Source organism: Paenibacillus sp. GM2FR, from assembly GCF_002803325.1.
GTDB lineage: Bacteria > Bacillota > Bacilli > Paenibacillales > Paenibacillaceae > Paenibacillus_AQ > Paenibacillus_AQ lautus.
Genome location: NZ_MKZM01000008.1, coordinates 2891068 through 2911521, shown reverse-complemented (window position 1 = coordinate 2911521; position 20454 = coordinate 2891068). Strand labels below are relative to the sequence as shown.

Here is a 20454-nt window from a genome sequence, read left to right as displayed (position 1 = left end):
GAAATCAAGAATGGGATGTAAGAAATTACAATTTGCCAAATAGCTAAATATCTGATAAATTATGATTTCGGGCATATCAATTGCTCATTGTCATGGCGGTCGTGGCGAAGGGGTTAACGCACCGGATTGTGGCTCCGGCATTCGTGGGTTCAAGTCCCATCGATCGCCCTCAAAAGTAAAGTATACATAATGAGAAGGAGAGCCGAGAGGCTCTCTTTTTTCGTGGTTATAACCAAGCAGATATAGATGCCAGGTCCTTCATAAAATGATATAATAATGTGGAAATCGAGGTGAATGAACATGGCAAAAAAGAAACAGAAGTCCCCCTTGCCGCGAACCGAAGCTGCCGATAAACCCGCAACGTTAAAGGATATGCTGGACCCTCAAGTTCTGGCGAAGTTGAAGGCAACGACCGAATCCTTGAAAGCCAATGAAGTCGAGCGGCTTGAGAAGGAAAGGCAGGAATGGGAAGCTGTGCGCAAGGCAGAACAGAAGCGGCGCGACAATGATTTTGAATATTTACTGGAACACAGCGAGATGGATTGGAAAAAATATAAGTGACAGGCGGCGGTATGCTGTCTGTTTTTTTATTATCGTGGTCTGTCTTCTGTGATCTTACGCCGGGGGCGGGAGAGGTTTTTCTTGTAACGCAGGAACTTTCAACTTCCTGGGATCGGTTGTATAATAATGGAACCTATACACTGGACATACATACGGAGGAAGATGAAAGGATATGGAGCGTAGGCAGACTTTAAGGATCGGGATTGGCGGGGGTTCGGGCAGCGGCAAGACAACGCTAAGTCTTAAGCTCAAGGAGAGATTAAGCGAGTACCGGGTGGCCATCTTCCATATGGATAAATACTATAAGTCCGTTAGGCCCTTGGCCAAGGCGCCCTTCACCAATCAAATATTTGAGGATTTTAACCATCCGGATGCCGTCGATATCGAGCGTCTGACCGAGGACTATGAGCACGCCGTCGATAGTGGCGAATACGATGTAATCGTTGTTGAAGGATTTCTCCTGTATCAATTCGAATACCTTCGGAACTCGCTTGATTTGAAGCTGTTCGTAGACTGCCCCGCGGATGAAAGAATGCTTCGCAGGAACCGGTGGTTTATAGATAAGGGACACAGCGAGGAAAGTGTGCTTCAGGAATATTTGCAGCTTGTAAGATACAGGCACGATGAATATGTTGAGCCTACCCGCTGGCATGCGGATCTGGTGATGAATAGTTCCTTGGCGGGAAATCAAGGCGTCGAGGTTGTGACGGATTGGATTTTTACCAGATTACGGGAGAACAGAAAACTGCTTGGATAACTGGCGCGCCTGTACTCGGTATCGTAAACATCCTTCTAAGACCTTTCCATATTTATGCGAGGTGTTGATGTCATGCTGAAAGCGGGTTACAATAAGTAAGTTAGTATTCATGCTCGCTAGGAGGCGAAAAGAATGAAAGTTGAAATATGGTCGGATTTTATGTGTCCGTTCTGTTATATTGGCAAACGCCGTTTCGAATCGGCACTGGAGCAATTTCCTCATAAAGATCAGGTTGAAGTGGTATATCGCAGCTTTGAGCTTGATCCCAATGCATCGTATAAGGCCGGGGTTACCATGGACGAGATCTTGGCATCCAAATACGGCATGAGTATCGAGCAGGCCAAGGCTGCGAACGACAACGTGACCCAGCAAGCGGCAAGCGTCGGGCTTACTTATCACATGGATCGCGTCATCCCGGCCAACTCATTTGATGCTCACCGCCTGGTTCATTTTGCATCCAGGCATGGTAAAATGAAAGAAATGACGGAGCGGTTGTTCCGTGCATACTTTACAGACGGCGAGAATCTTGGTGATAAGAATCGGCTTGCTGATCTGGCAGCTGAAGTCGGCCTGGAGCGGAATCAGGCTGTGGCGGCGCTCGAGAGTGACGACTTCCAATCCGAAGTAAGGGCAGACGAAGCAGCAGCAACCAATTTGGGAATTCGGGGAGTGCCGTTTTTTGTGCTGGGAGGCAAATACGCCGTATCCGGCGCGCAGCCGCTGGAAGTGTTCACGGACGCTCTAGATAAAGCTTATCGTGAAGCGAATCCGCTAGTGATGATGAATGATACGGACAGCAGCGACGGCATGTGCGCCGACGGATCATGCGATCTGCCGGGCAGCGCGAAATAAAACATACACAGCAAGTAAGAGCCCGAAGCATCCGTAACGATCTTCGGGCTCTTTTTATCACACGTTAAGGAGAACTAATCATTAATACATAGGAGGCAATATGCTGCATCTTCCATGTGAGGAACTTATCCATCGAATTCAGGATTCGGAAACGGATTATATGTTTGATCGAATGAAAGCAATCGAAGGTCGGACCGGAAATCCCGAAGGGGTCGAAATGAAGCGCTTCGGCCATGCGCTATGCTTATACAGCAAGACGATGCCTTGGCTTTCTTTTAACACGGTGAAAGGACTGCGTTCAGAGGATCTATATAACCTGGATGATATCATCGACTTTTATCAATCGAGGGATCGCAAGTTCCAGTTCGAGATTGTTCCCGGCCTGGTGAATCAGGAAGTTCTGGCTGCGCTTGCCGATCGCGGATTCTATCAATCTGCTTTTCATAATGCCATGTATATGAACCCGCAGGAGCTGGAGGGGGTGCAAGGTAATGGAACTGTGATCAGAACAATAGACAAAGATGAATTTGAGGATTATGCTAAAGTTCATTGCCGTGGAACAGGATTGCCTGATCAAGGAATTCCATCTGTAGCCTCGAATAATCGTGTATTGTATTCACGACCGGGATGGAGCTTTTATATGGCTTATGTCGAAGATGAGCCGGCCGCAGCTGGCGTCATGTACGTAAATCAATCGACAGCGTCACTAACATTTGCCGCAACACTCCCGGAGCATCGTAGACAGGGCTTGCAGCGGGAGCTGCTTCGCAGGAGAATACAGGAGGCGAAGCTTGCAGGGTGCGACCTTGTTGCCTCGCAGTGCGCTTTCTTATCGCAGAGCCATCGTAACATGGAATCGGTCGGCATGAAGCTGGGCTATGTTCGGACGACGTGGACCGAGCGCTAACCTGAAAGTTGAGCGGAGTAAGGCAGGTGGAGGCAGCCATGCAAGAACCTATGGATTTTCTTAACTTGGAATACTTACGACTAGGCTCTGATAGACAAAAGCAAGCAGCGATGGTTATAGACGAGCTTCGACTATGGGATCATTTGAAACCCTGCAACCCGATATTGGTGGGCACGATCCCTATCGGGATTGACATCGCTTCAAGCGATCTTGATATCATCTGCCATGTGACGGATTTTGCCCGTTTTGAGCGAGAGCTCAAGACGCGTTATAGCGAACTTGTTTTGAATTTCACATGCTCATCCCGTACGGTCAACAACATGGATCGAACGGTAGCGCGTTTTCGGTATAAAGGATGGGAATTCGAGATTTTTGCGCAGTCATTACCTTCTACGAAGCAGAATGGTTACCGTCATATGATCGTGGAATACAAGCTTCTGAAGCAACTCGGTGAAGCTGCAAGACAAAAGATCATCGAGCTGAAGAGGTTGGGTTACAAGACGGAGCCTGCCTTTGCGAAGCTGTTACATATCTCGGGCGATCCTTATGAAGAGCTATTGAAGATGTATCACTGGCCGGAGTATCGACTTGACGCCTATATGAAATCTTATATGGACAAGGAGAATGGATATGAGTGACAAACAGCAGCTGCTGAATGAGTATTCCGCGTGGATCGGCAAAGTGAGAGAGTTCGCGGAACAGGAAGAGGGGTATTGGAGCACCCCGATTGCAGTGGGGAAATGGACCGTACGTGATGTGGTATGCCATATCATGCGCTGGGATGAGTATTTTTACACTGAAGCCATTGCCAAAATCTCCACAGGGGATGCATTGACCGTCCGGCATGTGGATTATGACACGTTCAATGAAGAGTCGAGGCAATATGCCAAGACATTATCAACAGAAGCGCTGGTGGATCAGACGATAACCGCAAGGGAGAAGCTGATTCGGGCGATTGAAGCCATGCCTGAGACGTCATATGAGTTGCGGTACACGGACGGGGACGGGCATCCCTTTGAGGTGGCGCAATTTATGCGGGATTTCATCTGGCACGACAACCACCATCTGGCTCAGCTGAATCAGGTGCTTCAGGTCGGCTAGTCGGCAATACTTAGCAGAAATGGGTGAAGTCATTGAATGGCTACTTGGACATCATGTCTTACTTTACAGAGAGCAATCTGGAATGGTGGTTAGAACAATTTAGAGCTTTAGGCCCTCTGCCGGGCATCCTTCTGACTTTCCTGAAGTCTTTCATTCCACCGATGCCTACAATCGTGATCGTAGGTGTTAATGCGGCGGTGTATGGGCTTTGGGCAGGGTTTCTTTACTCCTGGATCGGTATGGTGGCAGGATGCTTAACGACCTTTCTCATCGTGCGCAAAATATCCGGTACGGCCCTGATCGAACGCTGGGCGAATAAACCTAAAGTTCAGCGTGGTATGCGCTGGATTCAGCGCAACGGATTCAGTTACGTTTTCCTGCTTGGCATACTTCCCGTAGGGCCGTTTGTCGCTGTCAATGTGGCCGCCGGGCTGGCCCGAATGAACCTGATGTCCTATCTGATGGCTGTAACCTTGGGCAAGGGCATTATGGTGTTCTGTGTCTCTTACATCGGTGCCAACCTGTCCGATTTTATTGCTGAACCTTTTAAATTGTTTGGTGTCCTTGCCTTTATCGTGCTGTCCTTGTGGGTCAGTCGGAAGCTGGATTCATATTTTATAAGAAAACAATCGGTTCAGGATCAACAAGCAGAGTTAGGCCCCATGAAATAGCCGGCTCCGTGATGGTTATTTAGGAACGGTTGAATTACCAGTACAGGTTATCGATTTACCTCAAGATTAAAGCGGGCGGTATGGATGCATCATGGCCATATCGCCCTTTTTGCTTATCATGAGCTTATTTTTGCTGTATAATGGAAAAATAACCAGTACCAGCATGATTATAAAGGAGTAAGTGTTATGACCAAATTGGCCTCATCCATTCTCGAAATGATTCGTATGATGATCATTATGATGATCTTTGTAACCGTTCTGGGCAACATAGAACATCAAATACTGAAGAACTGGGTACCTTGGGAAGGACTATACTTCCTGTTCCTGTTCGTGGGGAATGTACTGTGGTTTCTGGTCCTTTATCGCAATCGCCTGCAATTCAGCGGTTGGTATCGCTCAACCGCGACCCAGCACAAGCTGTCGAGAAATACGACGAGGATCGTCATGGCGCTGGGCATGATCCTGATCGGAGCGCCCATCATGATCACGTGGTTCATTGTATAATAGGTGTAAACCATCGGTCATAGGCTCAAACGATCGTAGATAAAGGGGCAGTTCCCAAGGTATCGACCTTGGGAACTGCCCCTTGTTAGATGATTACAGTCTTTTACGTTTATACAGTGTTACAAAGAGACAAGAGAGAAGCAGCAGGGCGATGGATACTCCGGCGTATAAGGCTTCCTTGGGACTGCCTTGTTCCTCGGCAGCCCCGTTTGACCGATCGCCCGGCCGGCCCATTCCTGGGCCTCCCTGCACTTGACCGCCAAACTCGCCGCCGAATCCGTTGCCCATCTGCCCCTGAGGGAAATCCGGCACTTGGCCTTGACCATTCTGAACAGGGTCTTGAGGCATGACCGGTTGATTTCCATCAGAAGGGGGCTGATCCGAAGATTGGGTTTGATCTTTAGGAAGCACTTCTGCATTTTGTGATGGTTCCGTATTTACGGCTGGAGCAGCATCAACCGTTGTTCTTTCGTTGTTGGTGGGCGTGTTCCCGCCAGGTACCATCCCGCCACCACCGCCCGGACCCATGCCGCCGCCGCTGCCGGTTCCATCGCCTGCGGAAGGAATCGTTCCATCCAGCTGCTGCTGGATATTATCCATGGACTCTTCCACGAATGAGGTTAATGTCGGGATGGATCGCTCGTACTCCTCATAGGAGTAGAAAGATCTCGGGTCTTGCTTAACGTGCCCGGAAATTAAATCTTGTAATTGCGCCACCCGTTCATTGAATGTTTCCTGCTGCATGTAGCCCTCCAGCATCTCCGAGAGGATGGCGTGATAGCGCTCCTTATATTCGTCAACCTCGAGCAGCTTGGCAATCAGGGGCCGTTCCGCCAAGGCTCCCTGAGTAGGTTCGTCAATAAGGATGCCCGATCCGCCGAATCCCCCAAATGCCATATTGTAATCCCAAGGCAGGACAGAGAAGACGCCTTTGTTCTCATACAGATAATAGTTCTGTTTATTCATCCCCAGGTAGCTGTCCATATTAGAAGCAACGACGTTCAAGGCAACGTACTTAAGTACATTATCCACGTCCAGGACCTTCTCATAATCGTTGCCGTTATTGAGCTCGTCCAGCATATCGATCAATACATCGTCATTGGATGATTTGGATTTCATGACAAGTCCGGTATAGGAATCGGGGTCATTGCCAAGCCAAGTCAGATCGCTGCCGGCACCGTTCATTTCGGCCTTGTACAACGCGCCGTAGGAATTATTGAAATGACGCTCCAGATAGGAGTCGCCAATCTGTTCAATCGCGAGGTAGAACCCCCATAATTCATCGTTAACGTATACATTGACGTAAGAGAAGCCGGGTGTCGGCAGTCCGACGGAATCCGCCAGCTCGTAGGTCAGGAATTCCCGCATATACGAGGCGTCGCTGTAGTTGTTGTTCAGATTGATTTTGCTGATTCCATTCAAGGTTTGATTAAGGTATTCGTCAAAGGATAGTTTGAAGCTGTAACGGTCGGAGTCCGAATTGACTACGCTGCGCAGGCTTAAATTGCCTTTGGTGCGAATGCCGACATGATCAAATTGCATGCCGTTGTAATTGACGGATGCTTCTTTATATTCTTCAGCGCTGGCGTTGTCCAGCATATCCTGAAAATCGGCTTCGTCAATCGTGATTTTAACATCAATGACCTTATCCTTCGGAAAAACCGTCGAATCCATTTGCTCCTGCTGAGCATCGCTCTCCGTGCTGCTTACCGTCCCGGCAGCCGTGGATGTCCATTGGCAGCCTGAAATTAGGAGGACTATGGTCATCACAAGGGACAGTTGAACCGTCATTCTTTTCTTTATCATCTCTGACCACCGCCTGACTTAGGATACATAGTCGCCACTGTAACTGATCAGAACCGCGTTATGAACGCCCGGGAGCTGGGACAGCTTGTTCACGAACTGGCCTTCGGCGTCGCGCAGCCTTACTTCCAGTGTCAGCTCAATGCTGCCTGGGGTCACGGTTTTTTGCTTCAGATTATAACGCTTCACGGCTTGACCCATTTGTTCTTTTACGGCTTGTTCGCTCTGTTCATTATCGCAATGAATCACGAGCAGATAAGGGGTATCCACCGTTGCTTTTTTAATGAAGAAGAACAGGATCAGACCGACTACGATGGAGCCGATGGCAGCCAGCGTGTAGAACCCGGCTCCGGTTACGATCCCGGCAACCGCGGCCCAGAACAGGAAGATCAGATCGGTTGGGTCCTTGATGGGCGTACGGAAACGGACAATGGAGAGTGCGCCGACCATACCGAGCGAGAGCACGAGATTGGAGTTAATGGCTATGATGACAACGGCCGTGATCATGGTCATCCCGATCAGAGACACGTTAAAGCTTTTGGAATACAGCACGCCGCTGAAGACTCTTTTATAGAGCAGGTAAATGAATAACCCGATAACAAAGGCAACGGCCAGCGTAAGTAGAATTTGGGAGATGCTGATATCGGATACGAAGTTTTCCATGACGGATTTTTTGACGATATCCGAAAAATTGGTGGTGTTCGTATTGCTTGAAGTCGATGTGGTGTTCATGAATTATTGATCCTCCCATGTGTTATATTTCAGAAATTTACGGCACATCACGTATTTGGAGGCCGATTGACGGGCCAGTCCTTCAAACTGCAGTGCGATTTTGATGTAATCCGGGATGTATTCGTCATATTTGACCTCGAGTATAATCAGATTCTCATCGATCGCCCGGATGGGCAGCAGATTCCGATTAAACAGATCCGTGGAGTGCAGGCCGGTTCGAAGCTCCTTGTCAAACGTAATTCGGACATTTCCGTTGGCGCAGACATATGGCTCGCGGACATAATCGACAATGACCTTGGGACGCAGCAGCTTATGCTTCATTTCGTGATACAGCTCCATCATCAATGGCTTGTCCGGCTGATAGAGGCATTCGTATTGACCGGCCATGATCTGATCGGCCATCTCCCTTGTGAGCGGCTCCTTCAGTTTGGCGATGTAATCCCGGAATTTGATTTTTTTCTCAAAATGGATGGTGTTGTCGGTTACGTTGTAGATACGGATGCGGTATTTCACCCGGTCCCGAACCCCAGCCAGCTTCTCGTATAACGCTTTGTTGTTGATATCGTCAAAGTACAAGCTTCGAATGTGATATTCCCCGCCGGGCCCTGCATGCTGATCGTAGGTCACCAGATTTCTTAATCGTTGACGGATGATTCGGTACTGGTGAATATTCACAAAAAATTTAAGCTCGTTCCGGTATTTTAATTGGGTTGTCATGATTCCACCTCGTTTCTCTCTATCATTCGTGTACTTGATTGCTTACGAAATCTATCCTATCAATCGTTCCTGATATCTTTCTTAAATGCGGCTGAATGTAAACTGAATGTTTTCGCTATGTAAAAATCGAAGTATCGTAGCAAGACAAAATTCATGATTTGATGGATCCGACTTGTTCGTGGAGGCAAGCTAAGAGGTCCCGCAGCCGTAACAATTGTGGTAGGATGAAACTATATTCGCGAAGAGAATGGACGATGCGTCATGATATATTATGTGGTAGCGCTTTGGAGCGCGGCGGCTGTACTGCTGTTCAACCAGCCTCGGAGCGAGGTGAACCGCTGGGCGGCTTTTTTTCTGTGGAGCGCAGGAATCGGCGGTTTGACAGATTTGCTTGTGCCGGCGGGTTTTATTGCGGTCCGGTATGAGCCGTGGATTCAATTTCTAAACCATACCTTGACACCGTATGGCGTGTTAATATTTTGCTTGGTGTATACACGCACGCCCGGGCAGCATAAGAGAAAACGCGATTTCAAAATAGGATTGTTTTTGCCGGTACTCGCGATGCTGGTCCAGGTGCTTTTGACGGAAGATTACCGAATTCATTATGGATGGTTATTCGTATGGACAGTTCCCTATTATGTGGCCGCCTGTGCCTTGCTTATTCGCGCGTTGTCGCATGAGATGAATCCGCAAAAACGCAAAAGCATGTGGATCACCACCTGGATTATGGTGCCTACCTTGCTTGGGGTGATGCTGCTGATTAATGTTGGAAATCTGATCTCGCCAGGTTATGATTCATTCCGGTACGTGTCCCTGTTCATTCTGTATTCGCTGGGCGTTGCCGTCATCTGTACCTTTGTGTACGGCGTCCTGGGCGTACGCCTGAAATTCGAGCGCGATCCGCTGGATCGCACGATGCAAGCCGTCAGCTCGGGGACATCGATGCTGAATCATACCATTAAGAATGAGATCGGGAAGATTGCGATGAGCACGGACAATGTAAAGCGGCTGCTGCCACAAGACAACGGCGTTGCCATCGAACAGCTTGAAGTCATAGCGAATTCATCCGAGCATCTGCTTGCCATGGTGGGGCGCATGCAGCAGCAGATGAAGGCGTTTAAGCTTGTGGAACAGCCAGTCCGCGTGGATCAGCTGCTTGCTGAACTGCAGTTCCGCGAACAGGATCTGCTGCGCAGGCATGGCGTCGAATTGAGCGTAATCTGCCGCCAGCGGCCGTGGCTGCTCGCGGATACCGTCCATTTGAAGGAAGCGATCAGCAATCTCATTCGCAACAGCGTGGAGGCGATGCCTGAGGGAGGGCTGATTACGATAACGATAACCGCAGACCGCAAAGGGGCGGCGATTACCGTTAAAGATAACGGGATTGGCATTCCAAGAGCGCAGCAGGCGATTGTGTTTGAACCTTTTTACAGTACCAAGGGTCATAAGCAGGATAATTTCGGGCTCGGTTTGTCGTATGTTTATAACGTGATGAAGAAAAGCGGAGGCTCCGTAGGTCTGGAGAGCCGCGAAGCGGTTGGTACGGAGATTACGTTATATTTTCCGCGCAGTAAAATGATTCGTTTATCCGGGAGGGAAGAAGCTTGAACCGCATACAAATCTTCTTGGTAGAGGATGATCCGGATTGGATTAAATCGATGACCGTTTTTCTGAATGCGCAGGAGGATATGATCGTTGTCGGGACGGCCGAGTCGTCCGAACAAGCGATTGCGATGGCGCAAATCCTCTCCTTTGATATCGTGCTAATGGATATTCAGCTGACTGCCGGCCGACTTGACGGGATATACACGGCCGCCGAAATTCTTGAGCGCAAGCCGCAGGCCAAGGCCATCATGTTGACCTCGCTGGGTGACGAGCAGGTGATCACGCAATCCTTTACGGCCGGTGCCGTCAATTATATTGAGAAGTCGAAGTTTAAGGAGCTGCCGGCTGCAATCCGAAGCGCTGTGCTTCATCCGGGATCGATGGAGGTGCTGCTCAAGGAATTCGCCCGCCTTAAGCGCGAAGAGCAGCTGCGCGGCTTGACGCCTGCGGAGCGTGAGGTGTTTGATCTATTGGATGAAGGGTACACCCATTCCCAGATGGAGAAGAAACTGTTCAAAACCGAGAGCACGCTCAAGAACCAGATCAATAAAATGTTGAAAAAGCTCGGGGTAAGAAGCAGCAAGGAAGCCGTGGAGAAGGTCCGCCGCAAAGGGATCGTGAGAGAGAACGACAACTAGCTCTTGGGACCAATTAAGGCCGGATTATATAGAAGGGACGGAAGAGGTACTACGAAACGTAGTACCTCTTCTTTGTATGTTCTACAAAAGTGAGGTCTAACGGGGAGTTCCCCGCGGCTGTAAAATGACTTGTAAATAGAGAGGTGTCCGGCTGAAGACCTAAAGGACATCCCAAGGGGAGCTAAAGCGCATGAAGAGAAATCCGATCTATGTCGAGCTCGATATCAAGACGGATATGGAGAAGCTGTGGACGTTGACGCAGAGGCCTGAGCTGCATCAACAGTGGGATTTGCGGTTTTCCCAGATCCATTATTTGCCGAAGGCTGATTCGGACATCCAGCAGTTTCTATATAAAACCCGCATTGGTTTCGGGCTGGAAGTGACGGGGACGGGAACTGCGAAAACAGCCGTGCACCCGAAAACGGGGAATCGCATCTCGGTGCTGCGATTCGGCTCGGATCAGCGCTGCTCCCTGATTCGGGAGGGAAGCGGCTATTGGAAGTATACAAACAAGGGGAGCGGGGGCATCAGTTTCTCTACCCAATACGATTACAAAACACGGTTCGGCATGGCAGGCGCATGGTTTGACCGGTTGCTGTTTCGGCCTTTATTCGGCGCGGCGACGGCTTGGAGCTTTGATGTGCTGCGTTTGTGGGCAGAGAAGGATATTCCGCCTTCGGCAACGATTCCAAAGGCACTCATCCATGCCTTGAGCGTACTTATGCTGGTCATTCTATGGTGTTATGAGGGGCTGGTACCGAAGCTGTTGTTCCCGGAAGCCGGTGAGCTTGATCTGTTGCGGCAGTCGGGCTTGGCTGGAGGGCAGGAGGGCTTGGTGCTGACATTGCTCGGCATAACCGAGATGGGCGTTGGGTTATTGACGCTGCTCTTCCATAAGAGTCGGTTGTGGTACAGGCTGCAAATTATCTTGCTGTCGGTCTTGATGCTTGGAGCATGGGTGACGGCCCCCCAGTTAATGAAGGCTCCGTTCAATCCGTTAACACTTAGCGGATCCATGATGGGATTATGCTTCATGGCTTTGCTGTCTGCTGCAGATTTACCGAGTGCCTACCGCCCCGCACGAAGACCCGTCCCCGGGCATAACTCCCGTAAAGGAGGGGAGATGCATGACCTCGATCTATGAACAAGCGCTGGGCTTGCAATTTCAACAGCTCCATCCCAAAATTCGGGAGCGGTTCGGGTTTGCCAGCAAGGATCACATCGCTTCGATTGGCGAAGGCATTATGGAAGAAATCTGGTACGCGCCTTGGGCTGCGCTGCCTCTGTATATAGGCACGAAGCGGCATATTATGTTTCCGAATCGCGGAAAAGGGGTTCCGTTTCGGATCGAGAACTATGCGTATCGGGATGATTGGGGAAGAGAAACGGTGACGTGGTGTCGCAGCTTTGATTTTCCGGGTGTCCAAAGGCGGTTTGATGCCACGATGATCTATAGTACGCAGCGCAGCCGAGTCGTGGATTATTTAGGGAATAAACAGCACTTGGCGGTCGATCTCCGGATAGCCGCAGGGGCTAACGGCGGAATTCGCATTCAATCGGGGGAGCAGAGGTTTTATGAGGGGCTTTTGCAGTTTCGAGTTCCCCGGTGGTTCACCGGAACAGCCGATGTAAACGAATGGTATGATGACGGGGATCAACAATACCGGATCTCCGTTGAGGTGGACAATCCGATATGGGGGCCCGTCTTCCGGTACAAGGGAAGCTTTCAGGCCCGGACCATTGCCGTAGCTGATGGAGCTGTTCCGCTCCATGCGAAACCACTGCGGGTTGAGGCTAGAGAGTAGCGGCGGTATCAGATGAGGAGAGGCTGCTGCCTTTGCGCTCACGGAACATTCGGTAGTATAGAAACGAAGATACAACATATAGCGTTCCGGTAATACAAAATGTGATCGCATATCCCCAATAACTGCCGTAAGTGGTGACGAGTTTAGATTGTACAGGTCCCATGGTGGCCCAGCCCAGCATGAAGGCGGTTTGCGTGACCGAATTGGCGATTCCTCTTCGGTGATCCGGTACGCGGTCGATCAGAATCGAGGATTGTATCGGATTGGCGGCATTCATCAGGGCTTGGCGGAACAGGAAGCCGACCGATGCAATGAGGAGTACGTTCGTGAACCCGGTTAACAGCAGGAAGGGCAAGGATAGCACTTGAAAGAGCACCACGGCCCTGACGGCTCCCACTCGATTCACCAGCGTAGGTCCGATCAGCATTGATACAATCGTCATGACTTGTCCGAGTGATATCAGAATGCCGACCGCCGATAACGATACCGAGAAGCGGTTGGTAAAATATAAATTCAAATAAGGCACGACAAGCCCTGAGCCTAGGCCGATTAACAATTGGGCAAGCGCGAACTGACCGATGACTTTGTAATCCCCCAAACCGGAGGTGTTAATAGCTCCTCCTGCCTGAGCTGGTTGATGATCCGTAAGCGGTGCATCCAGTGCCTGTATCTCCTCGGCCTTCAGATCGGTTGTGAACAAGAGCGGGATAAACGCCGCAAAGGTTGCCAGGCCGCCTATGAAAAGCGCGGTTTTCAAGCTGCCGACCTTGTTCATACCAACGGCCTGCAGGGCATCAGCCAAAAATCCGCCTCCCATGCTTCCGAGCACTTGAGAAGCAAGGACAAGCGAGGCGTGGATGCTAAAGATCCGCATGCGAGCCGATTTCGCCGTGTTTTCCGCCAAGAAGGGGATAGCCAGCACCTGAAAGAAGGATGCGAACAGACCGGTATATATCGCAAGGCCAAGCAAGCTGAACTCGCTTTCCAGAAAAGCGCGGGCGATCAGTCCTGCACCGCTTAACAACGCCCCAAGGACGAGGATTCGTTTGCGGCTGCCACGGTCTCCGATCAGGCCAATCGGAATGAACATCAATGCCGTTGCCAGGGATTGAATACTGACCACTGTTCCATTCATGGAGTCATTATACCCAAGGCCTTGTATGTATAAATTGTAGAGCACGCTAAACATGCCGGTACCGATCTGATACAGCACGTTTGCTAGAAAAAACAGCTTGATGTTACGCGGCCAAGAACGCATTTCTTTTGCCGACTGTTGGATGAAACTCATGATGATACCCCCTAAATTTTACAGCAGCAACCTCTATTCTAGCAGGTTCCACAGAAGGGAGGAAGAAATATTATATCGAAGTGGAGTACGATTGACATGTTATAGACAAAAATATAAAATGTCTATATAAATAACAATTTGAAAAGTGGTGTTTACATTGGATCCGAACGAGCGTTTCTGGAATGCTTCTATAGATGAACTTAAACAAGGCTATGTTGACGAAGGTCCCGTATGCGTATGCCTCCTGTGCGGCAAGACGATCGAGAAAGGGATCATCTACCCGGACCAAGATGTGTTATATGAGTCAGAACGATACATGACTGTACATATCCGCCGGGAGCATGGTTCGGTGTTTCAGTATTTGTCGGGACTCGATAAGAAGCTGACTGGACTGACCGAGCATCAGAATCGATTGCTGCAGCTCTTCTATCAAGGCATGAACGATAAAGAGGTTCAACAGGAGCTGGGCATAGGCAGCGCATCGACGATTCGCAATCACCGGTTTGCCTTGAAGGAGAAGGAAAGGCAGTCCAAGGTGCTGCTGACTTTAATGGAGCTGCTGAAGGAAAAGGATGACCACGCACCGGCATTTGTTGAGATTCCCAAGCAGGCCAAGATGGTGGATGAGCGCTACAATGTTACGGAAGAAGAAAGGCAAGCAATTCTGGCCAAGGTATTTCCCGAAGGGACCGATGGTCCGCTGAAGACATTTAAGCTCAAGGAAAAGCAGAAATACGTCGTTTTGCGAGAAATCGCAGCTCGTTTTAAACCGGGTGTCAAGTATACCGAACAAGAAATCAACGATACGATCGGGAGGGACCATCCCGATTATGTGACGATTCGCCGATATTTGATTGAATATGGTTTTTTGGATCGCAAGGACGATGGAAGCCAGTACTGGTTAACGATTTAAACGCTAAGATTAGGAGGATTTAACGCCATGAATCGCAGACAGGAATTAAATCAAATGTATAAGGAAATCAAGATTGAAGCAGGCGTGTATCAAATACGAAACACAAAGAACGGCAAAGTATTTGTTGCCGGAACGAATAACTTGAAGACCATGAACGGCAAACGATTCGAGCTGCAGATGGGAACAAGCTACAATAAGACGCTTCAGCGGGAATGGAATGAGTATGGCGAGGATGCATTTGTTTTTGAGATTCTGGAGACCATGGAGCCGAAGCAAGATCCGTTCTATGATCTGAAGGATGCGGTCAGCAAACGGGAAGCCTATTGGATTGAACAGCTGGAACCTTTTGGAGAAAAGGGGTATAACGCAGAGCGAAAATAAGGCTTTTGTGTGGCGAACCTATGTGTAGGATATGAAATCACGTTCCTTTCGTTTGCAATGCGCTGTAAGGGTAAGATATGATGAATTTAGCGGCTTAAATTGCTTCCTTTCCTACTTTTTACTACACGAAAGCGAGACGTGAACACGATAATGAGATCCATAGCATGGGTAACCGACAGCACGAGTACGATCGATCCTGAATTCGCCAAGGAAAATCATATTTATATTGTACCTTTGAGGTTGATACTTGGACAGGAGGCGTACAGGGAAGGAATTGACATTTCGGCAGAGGCCTTTTATGAAAGAATGAAAGATGAACCGAAAGTCAGCAGTTCACAGCCTCCGATCGGTGAATTCATCGAATTATATGAATCCCTGAAAGTGAAGTATGATGATATTATCGCCATTCACTGTTCATCCGAGCTCAGCGGAACATTGAATTCATCGATGCAGGCGGCAGAGATTGCCGAGGTACCCGTGGTTGGCATCGATTCTCAAGCGGGAGCGTTTCCGGTACGCGAAATGATCATGTCCGGGATTCACTGGCATAGCCAAGGGGATACCGTGCAGATCATAAAAGATAAAATCCAGTCCATGGTGCAAAACATGTCGTTCTACCTTATTCCCGCAAGCCTGCACCGGCTTCACAGCAGCGGCCGGGTATCCGGCACCCAGCTTCTTCTCAGCAACCTGCTCCGCATTCATCTGCTGCTGCGTTTTGATGAAGGCAAGGTCATTGTGGAAGAGAAGATCCGGACGTTCAAGAAGGCCAAGCAGAGAATGCTGGAACTTATGAAACTGGATTTACAGAAAATTAAAAAGGTCTGCATCATGCACGCAAACAACGTCGAAGTTGCCGAAGAAATCCAGAAGGAGATCAGCGGGGCCCATCCGGCGTTAAAAACCGAAATCATGACTTTTATTCCTGTTGCGGGCATTCATGCCGGCGAAGGGACCATTGCTATGTCGTGGATTAAATATCATCCTGCTTATTCCTAGTTATAGTACAGACCCTGCCTGCAGATACTATCTGCAGGCTTTTGCTTGTTTATCGATTCTATACGACCTTTGATGGTTGTATATGTAGTAGGAGATGATTCCAAGGAAAGGAAGGATGCTAACATGAAGGTGATTATCACGCAAGCTGAGGCGATGCAAAAGAATATATGGGATGATATTATGCTGATGTTCGGAAGAACGGATGAGGATGAAGTGTGGGAGACGGAGCAGTTTATATTAACAGAGGAGCAAGCCCGTAAGCTCGGATTGCTTAAATAGGCGAGCAAGGGCCGCTGTCGATGCGGCTCTTGCTTCTTCTTGGGCGGGCAGCTTCAGCTGGTTTGGGCTGTAAGGAAATCATGTTATGATGGAAGGACTCTGTGGAACAGAGGACGAATATAGTATTGTGAATTTGAAGGAAGGTGACAATGTTGAAGCGTACGACAAAATGGATGTGCTTAACGATGTTGGTTGTCATCTTGCTATTGGCTGTGGCAGGTTGTCGGGACGGAGCCGAACCCAGCAACCTCGGAGATAACGGATCAGGAGCTTCGCCGCCCGGGCAAGTGCAGGAGCCGCAGACTCCATCTCCAGAAGATGAAGACGGGACACCGCCTCCATCAGACAGCACGGACAGCGAAGGGAATCTGCCTGAGAACGAGACGGATGATGCGGTAGCCGAGCTTTTGAATAGCATGACCGTCAAGGAGAAGATCGGACAGCTGGTGCTGGTTGGAATCGAAGGGACTGCCCTGGATAATACCTCGCGCAGGTTGCTGGAGGATTACCATGTCGGCGGATTTATCTTTTTTAAGGATAATATCGAGAGCGCGCAGCAGTCAGTAAAGCTGTTCAACGATCTGAAGGAAGCCAATGCTGCGAATCCGGTGCCCCTGTGGCTGAGTATAGACGAGGAGGGCGGACGGGTTACGCGTTTTCCCGATGAGTATGTAAAGCTGCCGTCAAGCGGCAAAGTCGGAAGCAAGGGGGATCTTGCGCTGACGAAGCGTGTTGGCGGTCTTATCGCGCAGAAGGTAGCGGGACTCGGGCTCAACATGGTATTCGCCCCGGTGTTGGACATTAATAGCAACCCGAACAATCCGGTCATCGGCGATCGATCCTTTGGCAATACAGCAGAAACCGTAAGCACGCAGGGGATTGCCTCCATGAAGGGGATACAGGAGCATGGTGTCGTACCTGTAGTGAAGCATTTTCCAGGGCATGGCGATACTTCGGTCGATTCCCATCTCGGTCTGCCCGTTGTTAATCATGATCTGAAGCGTCTGCATGAATTGGAGCTGGTACCGTTTCAACAAGCGATTGATGAAGGGGCCGATGTGGTTATGGTTGCGCACCTGCTGATGAAGAGCATCGATCCGGATACGCCATCCTCCTATTCGAAACCCGTGATAAATGATTTGTTAAGGGAAGAAATGGGGTTTAAGGGTGTCGTTATAACGGATGATATGACAATGGGGGCTATTTCCGGCAGTACGGACGTAGGAGAGGCTTCCGTGAAGTCCGTTGTCGCAGGGAGCAACATGATTCTGATCGGACATGAATATGCATTGGAGGAAGCCGTCATTCAGGCATTGACCGAGGCTGTTGAGAGCGGCGTGATCCCGGAAGAGACGCTGAATGACCGGGTGAGGGCCACGCTTGAACTCAAGCACAAATATCAGCTGAGCGATGAGCCGGTGAAGGCTCCCGATGTGAAACCGCTGAATCAGAACACGAAAGCTGTACTAGATCAGCTTAAATAAACGTAGCATATGTAGTGTAAGAAGATGAACTTGTACTTGTTCGCGAAGGGGCAATGACTAGTTCCCTAAGGCAGATTTGGAGCATAAAAAACCCGGTCTCAGGGTGAGATCGGGTGAGATGAACTAGAATATATTAGAAGTTGATATAGTGTGAAAAATATGCTAGAATGAAGGATAAATAACTATTGGCTTAATGTCATAATAACCTAATGCTAGATTAGCATGAAAATATGGGATTGTCAACAGGGGGGCATAGAATGGAGAACCGTCAAAGTGCGGATTTTGCATTGGAACGAGAGGTTACGGATACAGAGAAAGCGGCTAATTCTCCGACAGAGGATTTTTCGGTTCATGACGATCTCTCACTTCCACCAGGCATCAAGATTAGCGATCCGGTTCGCATGTACCTGAAAGAAATCGGTCGTGTTCCCCTCCTTACAGCCGATGAAGAAGTGGAACTGTCCAAACGAATAGAGGAGGGAGATGAAGAAGCGAAACGCCGTTTGGCTGAAGCGAATCTTCGTCTCGTTGTAAGTATAGCAAGACGCTATGCTGGTCGGGGAATGCAGTTCCTTGATCTGATACAGGAAGGCAATATGGGCCTGATCAAAGCGGTGGAGAAGTTCGACTACTCCAAAGGCTTTAAGTTTAGTACGTATGCCACTTGGTGGATTCGTCAGGCGATAACCCGCTCGATTGCTGACCAAGCAAGAACCATCCGGATCCCGGTGCATATGGTAGAGACGATTAATAAGCTCGTCCGTGTCTCCAGGCAGCTCCTTCAGGAGCTGGGGCGCGAACCGACACCGGAAGAAATCGGTAAAGAGATGGATATCACGCCGGAAAAAGTACGTGAGATCCAGAAGGTATCCCAAGAACCTGTGTCCCTGGAAACGCCGGTCGGCGAGGAAAGCGACTCCAACCTGGGTGATTTCATTGAGGATCAGGACGCATTGGCACCGGCAGATGCCGCGGCGTTTGAGCTGCTGAAGGAACAGCTGGAGGAAGTGCTCGATACGCTCACCGAGCGTGAAGAGAATGTGCTCCGGCTGCGCTTTGGACTTGAGGATGGACGGACCCGAACTCTGGAGGAAGTAGGGCAGGTGTTCGGCGTTACGCGTGAACGCATTCGGCAGATTGAGGCGAAGGCGCTTCGTAAATTGCGTCATCCGAGCCGCAGCAAACGTCTCAAGGATTTCCTTGAATAAATCCTGGGCACGAATAAAGTGATTATGAATGAATCCCTTGGTTACGGTCTACGGGCTGTAATCCAGGGATTTTTTGCTATTTAGCCAGGATTCCTCCCCAGATTGACACCACCTAAGCAGTTGGATCATAATGATGTAACATCCCCACATTTAGTAAGGATTGTTGTGCCTAATGTGAAGAATAGGGAGTGACATGTCTACGATGACTTTACATACATCTGCTATAGACCGATTGTGCAAGCGCAATGTGGAGCTGTCTGCTTTTTCGACGTATGGGATCGGCGGTTCAGCCAATTATCTGGCCCTGCCTGAAACGGCAAATGATCTGGCGGATCTCCTGCAGGACTGCAGGAAACGCGGGATGCCATGGTACATCTTTGGAATGGGCTCCAATATCCTGTTCCCGGATGAACCGAAGCATGATCTGGTGTTTATATCGCTCAAAAACCTGGTGGAGCTGCGGGTGTCGGGAGATAAATGGTACGTTTCATCCGGCGCGCCGATGTCTTTGCTGTCCTTAATGGGTTTAATGGGCGGAACGGATTTGCTCGACTTTACTTTTTTGCTCCCTGGCTGCGTAGGGGCCGGCATCTATATGAACGCCAAATATAATGCGCGCCAAATCTCCGATATTCTGGATACAGTCTATTATATTGATACGATGGATTCGAGCTTAAAGGTACAGTCCATTACCGTGGCGGACTGTTTATTTGCATACAAGCAATCCATCTTCCAGCAGCACCCTTGGATCATCGTAGGGGCCGATCTCAATATTCCGGTCAGCTCGGAGGAGCAGATCAGCATGACGTCTGAGCTGCTTACGGAGTGGAAAACTCGCGGCAGCCATCCATCATCATTGCCATCCTTTTTCTCATTCTTCCTGGGTGAGGTACACGCGTTGGCAGGAAGGGGAATTGAGACGCCCCAGTCGATGCTTGACATCATCAAGTACCGGACGAGTAAACGCCATTTCGATTACCCGTCCTGCGGTTCCGTATTCAAAAATAATTATGATTACGGGGTAGCCGTCGGCTCGCTTGTGGATCAGCTGAATATGAAAGGAACCGAATATGGCGGCGCGATCATCTCTCCGCATCACGGTAACATGATTCTGAACCAGAAGCATGCCAAAGCAACGGACATCCTGTACTTGATGAATCTGATCTCGGAGTCGATTAACAACCATTTTGGATTCGTTCCGGAACCGGAAATTGTACTGGTATAACACAGCCGGAAAATAATCTCTGTA

At 49.4% G+C, this 20454-nt stretch carries 23 protein-coding genes and 1 tRNA gene; 20 read left to right on the top strand and 4 right to left on the bottom strand.

The annotated features are described in order from the left end of the window. The first annotated feature begins 95 nt into the window (after positions 1–95). From PAEVO_RS12960 to PAEVO_RS12920, 9 genes are all read left to right on the top strand, one after another. Positions 96–168, top strand: a tRNA-His gene (locus tag PAEVO_RS12960). Positions 169–300: 132 nt separating this feature from the next. Continuing rightward, positions 301–561: a YqkE family protein gene (locus PAEVO_RS12955; protein WP_100537922.1), complete on the top strand. Its 261-nt coding sequence runs from the start codon at positions 301–303 to the stop codon at positions 559–561. Between the two features lie 172 nt (positions 562–733). Continuing rightward, entirely contained in the window at positions 734–1318 is a 585-nt protein-coding gene (locus PAEVO_RS12950; RefSeq protein ID WP_100537921.1) for a uridine kinase family protein, read from the top strand. Between the two features lie 132 nt (positions 1319–1450). Further along, the gene (locus PAEVO_RS12945) at positions 1451–2170 is read left to right on the top strand and encodes a DsbA family oxidoreductase (RefSeq protein WP_100537920.1); all 720 of its coding nucleotides are present in this window, start codon (positions 1451–1453) and stop codon (positions 2168–2170) included. A 100-nt stretch (positions 2171–2270) separates the two neighbouring features. Beyond that, positions 2271–3077, top strand: coding sequence for a GNAT family N-acetyltransferase (locus PAEVO_RS12940; protein WP_100537919.1), 807 nt, complete (start codon positions 2271–2273; stop codon positions 3075–3077). Positions 3078–3115: 38 nt separating this feature from the next. Continuing rightward, a complete protein-coding gene (locus PAEVO_RS12935) occupies positions 3116–3715 on the top strand; it encodes a DUF4269 domain-containing protein (RefSeq protein WP_100537918.1) in 600 nt (199 codons plus the stop codon). Beyond that, on the top strand, positions 3708–4178 hold the full coding sequence (locus tag PAEVO_RS12930) for a DinB family protein (protein ID WP_100537917.1): 471 nt from the start codon (positions 3708–3710) through the stop codon (positions 4176–4178). Before PAEVO_RS12935 ends, PAEVO_RS12930 begins: the two co-directional genes overlap by 8 nt. A 53-nt stretch (positions 4179–4231) precedes the next feature. Beyond that, positions 4232–4849 (top strand): TVP38/TMEM64 family protein, encoded by a 618-nt coding sequence (locus tag PAEVO_RS12925; RefSeq protein ID WP_164817407.1) that lies wholly within the window; start codon positions 4232–4234, stop codon positions 4847–4849. 186 nt (positions 4850–5035) lie between these two features. Beyond that, positions 5036–5353 carry a hypothetical protein gene (locus tag PAEVO_RS12920; RefSeq protein WP_100537915.1) on the top strand — a complete coding sequence of 106 codons (318 nt, stop codon included), beginning with the start codon at positions 5036–5038 and terminating at the stop codon, positions 5351–5353. 93 nt (positions 5354–5446) lie between these two features. Here the strand turns inward: PAEVO_RS12920 and PAEVO_RS12915 are convergent, their stop codons facing one another. Genes PAEVO_RS12915 through PAEVO_RS12905 form a run of 3 tightly spaced genes read right to left on the bottom strand, consistent with a single transcriptional unit; the run spans position 5447 to position 8605 of the window. Further along, entirely contained in the window at positions 5447–7159 is a 1713-nt protein-coding gene (locus PAEVO_RS12915; RefSeq protein ID WP_100537914.1) for a CotH kinase family protein, read from the bottom strand. Positions 7160–7177: 18 nt separating this feature from the next. Then, positions 7178–7888 carry a DUF4956 domain-containing protein gene (locus tag PAEVO_RS12910; protein WP_100537913.1) on the bottom strand — a complete coding sequence of 237 codons (711 nt, stop codon included), beginning with the start codon at positions 7886–7888 and terminating at the stop codon, positions 7178–7180. Positions 7889–7891: 3 nt separating this feature from the next. Beyond that, a complete protein-coding gene (locus PAEVO_RS12905; RefSeq protein WP_100537912.1) occupies positions 7892–8605 on the bottom strand; it encodes a polyphosphate polymerase domain-containing protein in 714 nt (237 codons plus the stop codon). Between the two features lie 261 nt (positions 8606–8866). Between PAEVO_RS12905 and PAEVO_RS12900 the strand changes: the two genes are divergently transcribed. The 4 genes from PAEVO_RS12900 (at position 8867) to PAEVO_RS12885 (ending at position 12653) form a co-directional block, all read left to right on the top strand. Further along, positions 8867–10213: a sensor histidine kinase gene (locus PAEVO_RS12900; protein ID WP_100537911.1), complete on the top strand. Its 1347-nt coding sequence runs from the start codon at positions 8867–8869 to the stop codon at positions 10211–10213. Beyond that, a complete protein-coding gene (locus PAEVO_RS12895) occupies positions 10210–10848 on the top strand; it encodes a response regulator transcription factor (protein ID WP_100537910.1) in 639 nt (212 codons plus the stop codon). Before PAEVO_RS12900 ends, PAEVO_RS12895 begins: the two co-directional genes overlap by 4 nt. Before the next feature lie 190 nt (positions 10849–11038). After that, positions 11039–11992: a DoxX-like family protein gene (locus tag PAEVO_RS12890; protein WP_100537909.1), complete on the top strand. Its 954-nt coding sequence runs from the start codon at positions 11039–11041 to the stop codon at positions 11990–11992. After that, positions 11976–12653, top strand: a complete 678-nt coding sequence (locus tag PAEVO_RS12885) for a DUF4166 domain-containing protein (RefSeq protein WP_100537908.1) — start codon at positions 11976–11978, stop codon at positions 12651–12653. Before PAEVO_RS12890 ends, PAEVO_RS12885 begins: the two co-directional genes overlap by 17 nt. Here PAEVO_RS12885 and PAEVO_RS12880 read toward each other — a convergent pair. Continuing rightward, on the bottom strand, positions 12643–13941 hold the full coding sequence (locus tag PAEVO_RS12880) for an MFS transporter (RefSeq protein WP_100537907.1): 1299 nt from the start codon (positions 13939–13941) through the stop codon (positions 12643–12645). The genes PAEVO_RS12885 and PAEVO_RS12880 overlap by 11 nt on opposite strands. Positions 13942–14098: 157 nt before the next feature. On the opposite strand from PAEVO_RS12880, the gene PAEVO_RS12875 reads away from it, so the two are divergent. From PAEVO_RS12875 to PAEVO_RS12850, 7 genes are all read left to right on the top strand, one after another. Continuing rightward, positions 14099–14854, top strand: a complete 756-nt coding sequence (locus PAEVO_RS12875) for a DUF2087 domain-containing protein (protein ID WP_100537906.1) — start codon at positions 14099–14101, stop codon at positions 14852–14854. Between the two features lie 27 nt (positions 14855–14881). Then, positions 14882–15235, top strand: coding sequence for a GIY-YIG nuclease family protein (locus tag PAEVO_RS12870; RefSeq protein WP_100537905.1), 354 nt, complete (start codon positions 14882–14884; stop codon positions 15233–15235). A gap of 150 nt (positions 15236–15385) precedes the next feature. Next, a complete protein-coding gene (locus PAEVO_RS12865; protein WP_100537904.1) occupies positions 15386–16234 on the top strand; it encodes a DegV family protein in 849 nt (282 codons plus the stop codon). Between the two features lie 123 nt (positions 16235–16357). Then, complete coding sequence (locus tag PAEVO_RS33785; protein ID WP_164817406.1) at positions 16358–16513, top strand: hypothetical protein; 156 nt, start codon at positions 16358–16360, stop codon at positions 16511–16513. A 149-nt stretch (positions 16514–16662) separates the two neighbouring features. Then, entirely contained in the window at positions 16663–17997 is a 1335-nt protein-coding gene (gene nagZ / locus PAEVO_RS12860; protein ID WP_100537903.1) for a beta-N-acetylhexosaminidase, read from the top strand. Positions 17998–18254: 257 nt separating this feature from the next. Next, positions 18255–19205 (top strand): RNA polymerase sigma factor RpoD, encoded by a 951-nt coding sequence (gene rpoD, locus PAEVO_RS12855; protein ID WP_076322045.1) that lies wholly within the window; start codon positions 18255–18257, stop codon positions 19203–19205. Positions 19206–19398: 193 nt separating this feature from the next. Continuing rightward, positions 19399–20430 carry a UDP-N-acetylmuramate dehydrogenase gene (locus PAEVO_RS12850; protein ID WP_243390757.1) on the top strand — a complete coding sequence of 344 codons (1032 nt, stop codon included), beginning with the start codon at positions 19399–19401 and terminating at the stop codon, positions 20428–20430. Positions 20431–20454 lie beyond the last annotated feature (24 nt).